A 5,254-nucleotide genomic window follows, 5' to 3' on the forward strand; every position below is an offset into this window, starting at 1 on the left:
GCCCGGGGGACGCCGCGCTCGTCGTCACCTCGCCGGGCGTCCCGCCGTCCGCGCCGCTGATCACCGCGTCGGCCGCCGCCGGGGTGCCGGTGTGGGGCGAGGTCGAGCTCGCCTGGCGCTGGCGCGGGCCGGGCCGCTGGCTCGCCGTGACCGGGACGAACGGCAAGACCACGACGACCGAGATGCTCGGCGCGATGCTCGCCGCGGGCGGGCGGCGTTCGACCACCGCGGGCAACATCGGCACCCCGATCGTCGAGGCGGTGCGCGCCGCGCCGCCGTACCAGGCGCTCGCCGTGGAGCTGTCCAGCTTCCAGCTCCACTACGCCGACACCGTCGCGCCGCTGGCCGCCACCGTGCTCAACGTCGCCCCCGACCACCTGGACTGGCACGGCGGCGCCGAGGCGTACGCCGCCGCGAAGGCGCGGATCTGGCACGACCCGGCGACGATCGCCGTCGGCAACGCGGACGACCCGGCGAGCGCCCGGCTGCTCGCCGCCGCGCCGGGCCGACGGGTGCTGTTCGGCCGGGACCCGGCGGCCCGTGCAGACCTCGGGCTGACCGTCGACGCCGGCCACCTCGTCGACCGCGAGTTCGGCGGCGGCCCGCTGCTGGACCTGCGCGAACTGGCCGTCACCGGGCCCCACATGATCTCCAACGCGCTGGCCGCGGCCGCGCTGGCCCGCGCCGAGGGTGTCGAGCCGGCGGCGATCGGCGCGGCCCTCGCGGGCTTCCGCGCCGGCGCCCACCGCAACGCCGAGGTCGCCGTCATCGACGAGGTCCGCTGGGTGGATGACAGCAAGGCGACGAACCCGCACGCCGCCGCCGCCTCCCTGACGGGGTACCCCTCCGTCGTGTGGATCGCGGGCGGCCTCAACAAGGGCCTCACCTTCGATGACCTGGTGTGCCAGGCCCGCCAGACGCTGCGAGGCGCCGTGCTCATCGGCCGGTGCGCGGAGGAGATCGCCGTCGCGCTCGCCCGACACGCCCCCGATGTCCCCGTCGAACGGGCCGCCGGCATGGACGATGCGGTGAAGGCTGCGGCGACCCTCGCCCGCGCGGGCGACACGGTGCTTCTCGCGCCGGCCGCGGCCTCGATGGACATGTTCCGCGACTACGCGGCCCGCGGCGACGCGTTCGCGGCGGCGGTGCGGTCGAGATCGGGATAGCGCGGGCCCGGTCGCGCCGGCGAGCTCACGAGGGGGCAGGTGTGGCGGGCGAGGGGGCAGATGTGGCGGGGTCGGCGTCGGACGAGGCCGAGGGCGAGGCCGAGGCGGCGCAGCGGGTGCCGCTGCTCGACCGGCCGCTGGCCTCCTACTACCTGCTGGTGTCCTCGGCCGGGCTGCTGCTGCTGCTCGGGCTGATCATGGTGCTTTCGGCGTCGAGCGTGCGCTCCTTCGCGCTGTTCGGTTCCTCCTACACGCTGTTCCTCCGGCAGGCGACCTGGGTCGGCATCGGCCTGCCGCTGGCGATGGTGGCCAGCCGGCTGCCGGTGCGGGTGTTCCGGGCGGCGGCCTACCCCCTGCTCGGCGCCACGGTCTTCATGCTGCTGGTGGTGCTGGTTCCCGGGATCGGCAGCGTGCGCGGCGGCGCCCGGCAGTGGATCGTCGTCGGCCCGATCACCATCCAACCCAGCGAGCTGATGAAGATCGCTCTGGTGCTGTGGTGCTCCGATCTGCTGGTGCGCAAGCGGCGGCTGCTGTCCGACGCCAAGCACCTGCTCGTCCCCGTGGTGCCGGTGTTCCTGTTCGTCGACCTGCTCCTGCTGCTCGAACCGGACCTCGGCGGGGCGATCTGCGTGACCGTCGTGCCGCTGACGATCCTGTGGGTGGTCGGCACGCCGAAGCGGTTCTACGGCGCGATGGTCGCCGTGATGGTCTTCGCCGCGACGTTGCTGGCCGTGCTGGAGCCCTACCGGATGCGCCGGGTGCTGTCGTTCACCGACCCCTTCGCGGACGCCGACGGAGACGGCTTCCAGGCCGTCCAGGGCATCTACGCGCTGGCCACGGGCGGCTGGTGGGGTGAGGGGCTCGGTGGGTCCCGGGAGAAGTGGCCGGAGCTGCTGCCCGCCGTGCACACCGACTTCATCCTGGCGATCATCGGCGAGGAGCTGGGCCTGGTCGGCAGCCTCGTCGTCGTGGCCCTGTTCGGCGTGCTCGGCTACGCCGGGCTGCGGATCGCGCACCGCGCGGACGATCTGTTCGTGCGGCTGGCCGCGGCCGGGGTCACCGCGTGGATCATCGTGCAGGCCGTGGTGAACATCGGCGCGGTCGTCGGGCTGCTGCCGATCACCGGGGTCACGCTGCCGCTGGTGTCGTTCGGAGGCTCGTCGCTGCTGCCCACGCTGGTCGCGCTCGGGATGCTGCTCGCCTTCGCCCGGTCGGAGCCCGCGGCGGCGCAGTACCTGGACCGCCGGGCCGAGGAACGCCGGGCCGCGCGGGCCGTGCCGATCCGGGCCCGGTCACGTCGCTGGCTGCCGGGCGGCCGGGCGCGCCGGCCCGGTCTCGGGCTCGTCGCCGTCGGCGGTGACCCGGTGGACCAGCGCCCGCAGGAACCAGTCCGAAAGGGTAGGTCCCGACCGCGCGGTGAGTCGCCGAGGTCCGGGACCGGGCCTCGGAGCACCAGCCGCGGCAGCGGCATACCACCCGGCGGCGCAGGGCGATCGAATGGGGCCGGGCTGTCCGCGGGCCGGCGCGATGTGTCATCGTCATGACCGATGTTGAGAAGCGTGGTGCTCGCCGGCGGCGGGACAGCCGGCCATGTGGAACCTGCCCTCGCCGTGGCGGACGCCCTGCGGGCCGTCGAACCGCGGGCCCGGTTGACCCTGCTGGGCACGGCCGTCGGCCTGGAGACGCGGCTGGTGCCGGCCCGCGGGCACGAGCTGGCCACGGTGCCGAAGGTGCCGATGCCGCGCCGGCCCGGCCCGGACCTGCTCCGGCTGCCCGGACGGCTCTTTGACGCGGTCCGCCAGGCCGGCGCCACGTTGGACGCGGTCCGCGCCGACGTGGTCGTCGGCTTCGGCGGCTACGTGTCGGTGCCGGCGTATCTCGCCGCCCGCCGCCGCCACATCCCGATCGTCGTCCATGAGGCCAACCCGCTGCCCGGGCTCGCCAACCGGCTCGGCTCCCGGTTCACCCCGTTCGTCGCGACGTCGTATCCCAGCACGCCGCTGCGCGGCGCGACCCTCACCGGCATCCCGCTGCGCCCCGAGATCCTCACCCTCGACCGATCGCCGGCCGCCGCCCGCGCCGCGCGGGCCCAGTACGGCCTGGAGCCGCACCGCCCGACCCTGCTCGTCTTCGGCGGCTCGCAGGGGGCGCGCACCCTCAACCAGGTGATGATCGCCGCGGCGCACCGGCTGACCGCGGCCGGTGTGCAGGTCCTGCACGCCACCGGGCCGAAGAACTTCGACGAGGTCCGCGCCGCGCTGCCCCGGGGCCTGCCGGCGCCGTATGTGCTGCGGCCCTACCTGGACCACATCCCGTCCGCCTACGTCGCCGCCGACCTGGCGCTGTGCCGCTCCGGCGCGATGAGCTGCGCCGAACTCGCCGCCGTCGGGCTGCCGGCGGCCTATGTGCCGCTGCCCATCGGCAACGGCGAGCAGCGGCGCAACGCGCTGCCGACGGTCGAGGCCGGCGGCGGCCTGCTGGTCGACGACGCGGAGCTCAGCGCCGACTGGCTGCTGGCGAACGTGCTGCCGGTGCTCACCTCGGCCGAGCGGCTGGCCAAGATGTCAGCGGCGTGCGCCGGCAGCGGTCACCCGCAGGCCGCCGCGGCGATCGTCGACATGATCCGGGCCGCGGCGGCGACCCGGCGTCGCACCCGGGCCCGCCACGCCGCTTCCTGAGCACCCCGCTTCCTGAGTACCCCGCTGCGGGGCGCCGCCGCGTCTGAAGGCGGCTCTCGCCGCTCAGCGCAGCGGCGAGAGCACCACTACGGGTATCTTCCGGTCGACCCGGTCCTGGTGGTCGCGCAGGCCCGGCATCGCCGCGACCAGCGCGGCGTGCAGGCGTGCGCGTTCCGCGTCGACGGCGGTGACGGCCTCCGCCTCGAAGCGGTCGGTCCCGAGCTCGACGACGACCTTGGGATTGGCCGTCAGGTTGCGGTACCAGTCCGGATCGTGCGGTGCCGCCATGTTCGACGCGAACACGATGATCCGCTCCGGCCGTCCGCCCGCCGGGCCGCCGAGATCGGCCGGCCTGGCGGGCGCGACCGGTCCAGGGGCAGGTGACGGTCCAGGGGTGGGTGACGGTCCAGGGGTGGGTGACGGCCCGGGGCCTGGCAACGGACGAGGGGTGGGCGACGGAGCGGCCTGATCGTCGCGATCCGTCGGGTCCCCGGGCTCCGTGACGTAACCCAGTGGCGTGGTGTGTTCCTGTCCCGTGCGCCGGCCGGTCGTCGTCAGTAGCACGAGGCGGGACCCGGGCAGGGTCTTCACCAGCGCTCCGCCGGTCGCCCGGTACTCGGCGATGACGGTTTGGTTGACCGCCCGGAGGTCGAAGCCGGGACTGCGCGTGTCCTGCGTGTCGGGCATCGTCTGAGAAATCCTCACCGGTCGCCGCCGGCACGCGGCCGGCGGTGGGCGTGTTGGCGCAGTCAATCATTCACTCCGCGTTACGGCGAGGAGGATCACCGCGGGTGCGGCCCGCGTCGGTCTCAGCCGGCCGGCCCCGCCCCGAGGGTCGCCAGCAGTCGTGGGCCGACCGTGGTGATCGTGCCCGCGCCGAGGGTGAGCAGCAGGATGCCCCGGGTGGGCGCGTCGCCGCCGGTGTCCGCGAGGGCCGCCCGGACGTCGGCGGCCAGCCGCCCGGTCAGCTCCGGCCACGGCACGTGCACGGCGAACGCGGGCCGGCGCAGCCGGGTGACCAGGTCGCTGGGATGGCGACCGAGGTCGTCGTGCTCGCGGGCGGCGTAGACGTCGGTCACGTACACCCGATCCGCGTCGGCGAAGGCGTCGGCGAAGCCGTCGAGCATCGCGGCGAAGCGGCTGTAGGTGTGCGGCTGCAGGACCGCCCACAGCGCGCGGTCGCGGGCGCGGGAGCGGGCCGCGGCCAGCGTCAGGCGGATCTCGGTGGGATGGTGCGCATAGTCGTCGATGACCTCGAGGCTGTGGGTGCCGGCGGGATCGGCGTCCGCGCTGGTGCCCGTCTGCGCGCCGCCCGGCTGGCCGGGGACCGCACCCAAGGACTCGGGTGCCAGTCCGGTCGTGACGCCCGCCGCGGCGCCCGAGCGGGCGGCGCTCGAGCGGGCGGCGCTC

General features: G+C 75.2%; 5 protein-coding genes. 3 read left to right on the top strand and 2 right to left on the bottom strand.

The features are described from left to right. From murD to murG, 3 genes are all read left to right on the top strand, one after another. A partial coding sequence (murD, locus tag MXD58_RS19250; RefSeq protein WP_250609679.1) for a UDP-N-acetylmuramoyl-L-alanine--D-glutamate ligase occupies positions 1-1,166 on the top strand: 1,166 nt, incomplete at its 5' end. A gap of 62 nt (positions 1,167-1,228) precedes the next feature. Then, positions 1,229-2,710: a putative lipid II flippase FtsW gene (ftsW, locus tag MXD58_RS19255; protein ID WP_248840062.1), complete on the top strand. Its 1,482-nt coding sequence runs from the start codon at positions 1,229-1,231 to the stop codon at positions 2,708-2,710. Positions 2,711-2,713: 3 nt separating this feature from the next. Beyond that, positions 2,714-3,844 (top strand): undecaprenyldiphospho-muramoylpentapeptide beta-N-acetylglucosaminyltransferase, encoded by a 1,131-nt coding sequence (gene murG, locus MXD58_RS19260; protein ID WP_248840061.1) that lies wholly within the window; start codon positions 2,714-2,716, stop codon positions 3,842-3,844. A 63-nt stretch (positions 3,845-3,907) separates the two neighbouring features. Here murG and MXD58_RS19265 read toward each other — a convergent pair whose 3' ends face one another. Next, a complete protein-coding gene (locus MXD58_RS19265) occupies positions 3,908-4,531 on the bottom strand; it encodes a nitroreductase/quinone reductase family protein (protein ID WP_248840060.1) in 624 nt (207 codons plus the stop codon). 122 nt (positions 4,532-4,653) lie between these two features. Further along, on the bottom strand, positions 4,654-5,254 hold a 601-nt coding region (locus MXD58_RS19270), incomplete at its 5' end, for a glutamate ligase domain-containing protein (protein WP_284678574.1).

It is taken from the genome of Frankia sp. AgKG'84/4, from assembly GCF_023242965.2.
Taxonomy (GTDB): Bacteria; Actinomycetota; Actinomycetes; order Frankiales; family Frankiaceae; genus Frankia.

What these genes read in the sequence shown, in the direction of transcription:
- MXD58_RS19265 (WP_248840060.1), bottom strand. Translation starts at nt 4,531, where the DNA reads ATGCCCGACACGCAGGACACGCGCAGTCCCGGCTTCGACCTCCGGGCG.
- murG (WP_248840061.1), top strand. Translation starts at nt 2,714, where the DNA reads ATGTTGAGAAGCGTGGTGCTCGCCGGCGGCGGGACAGCCGGCCATGTG.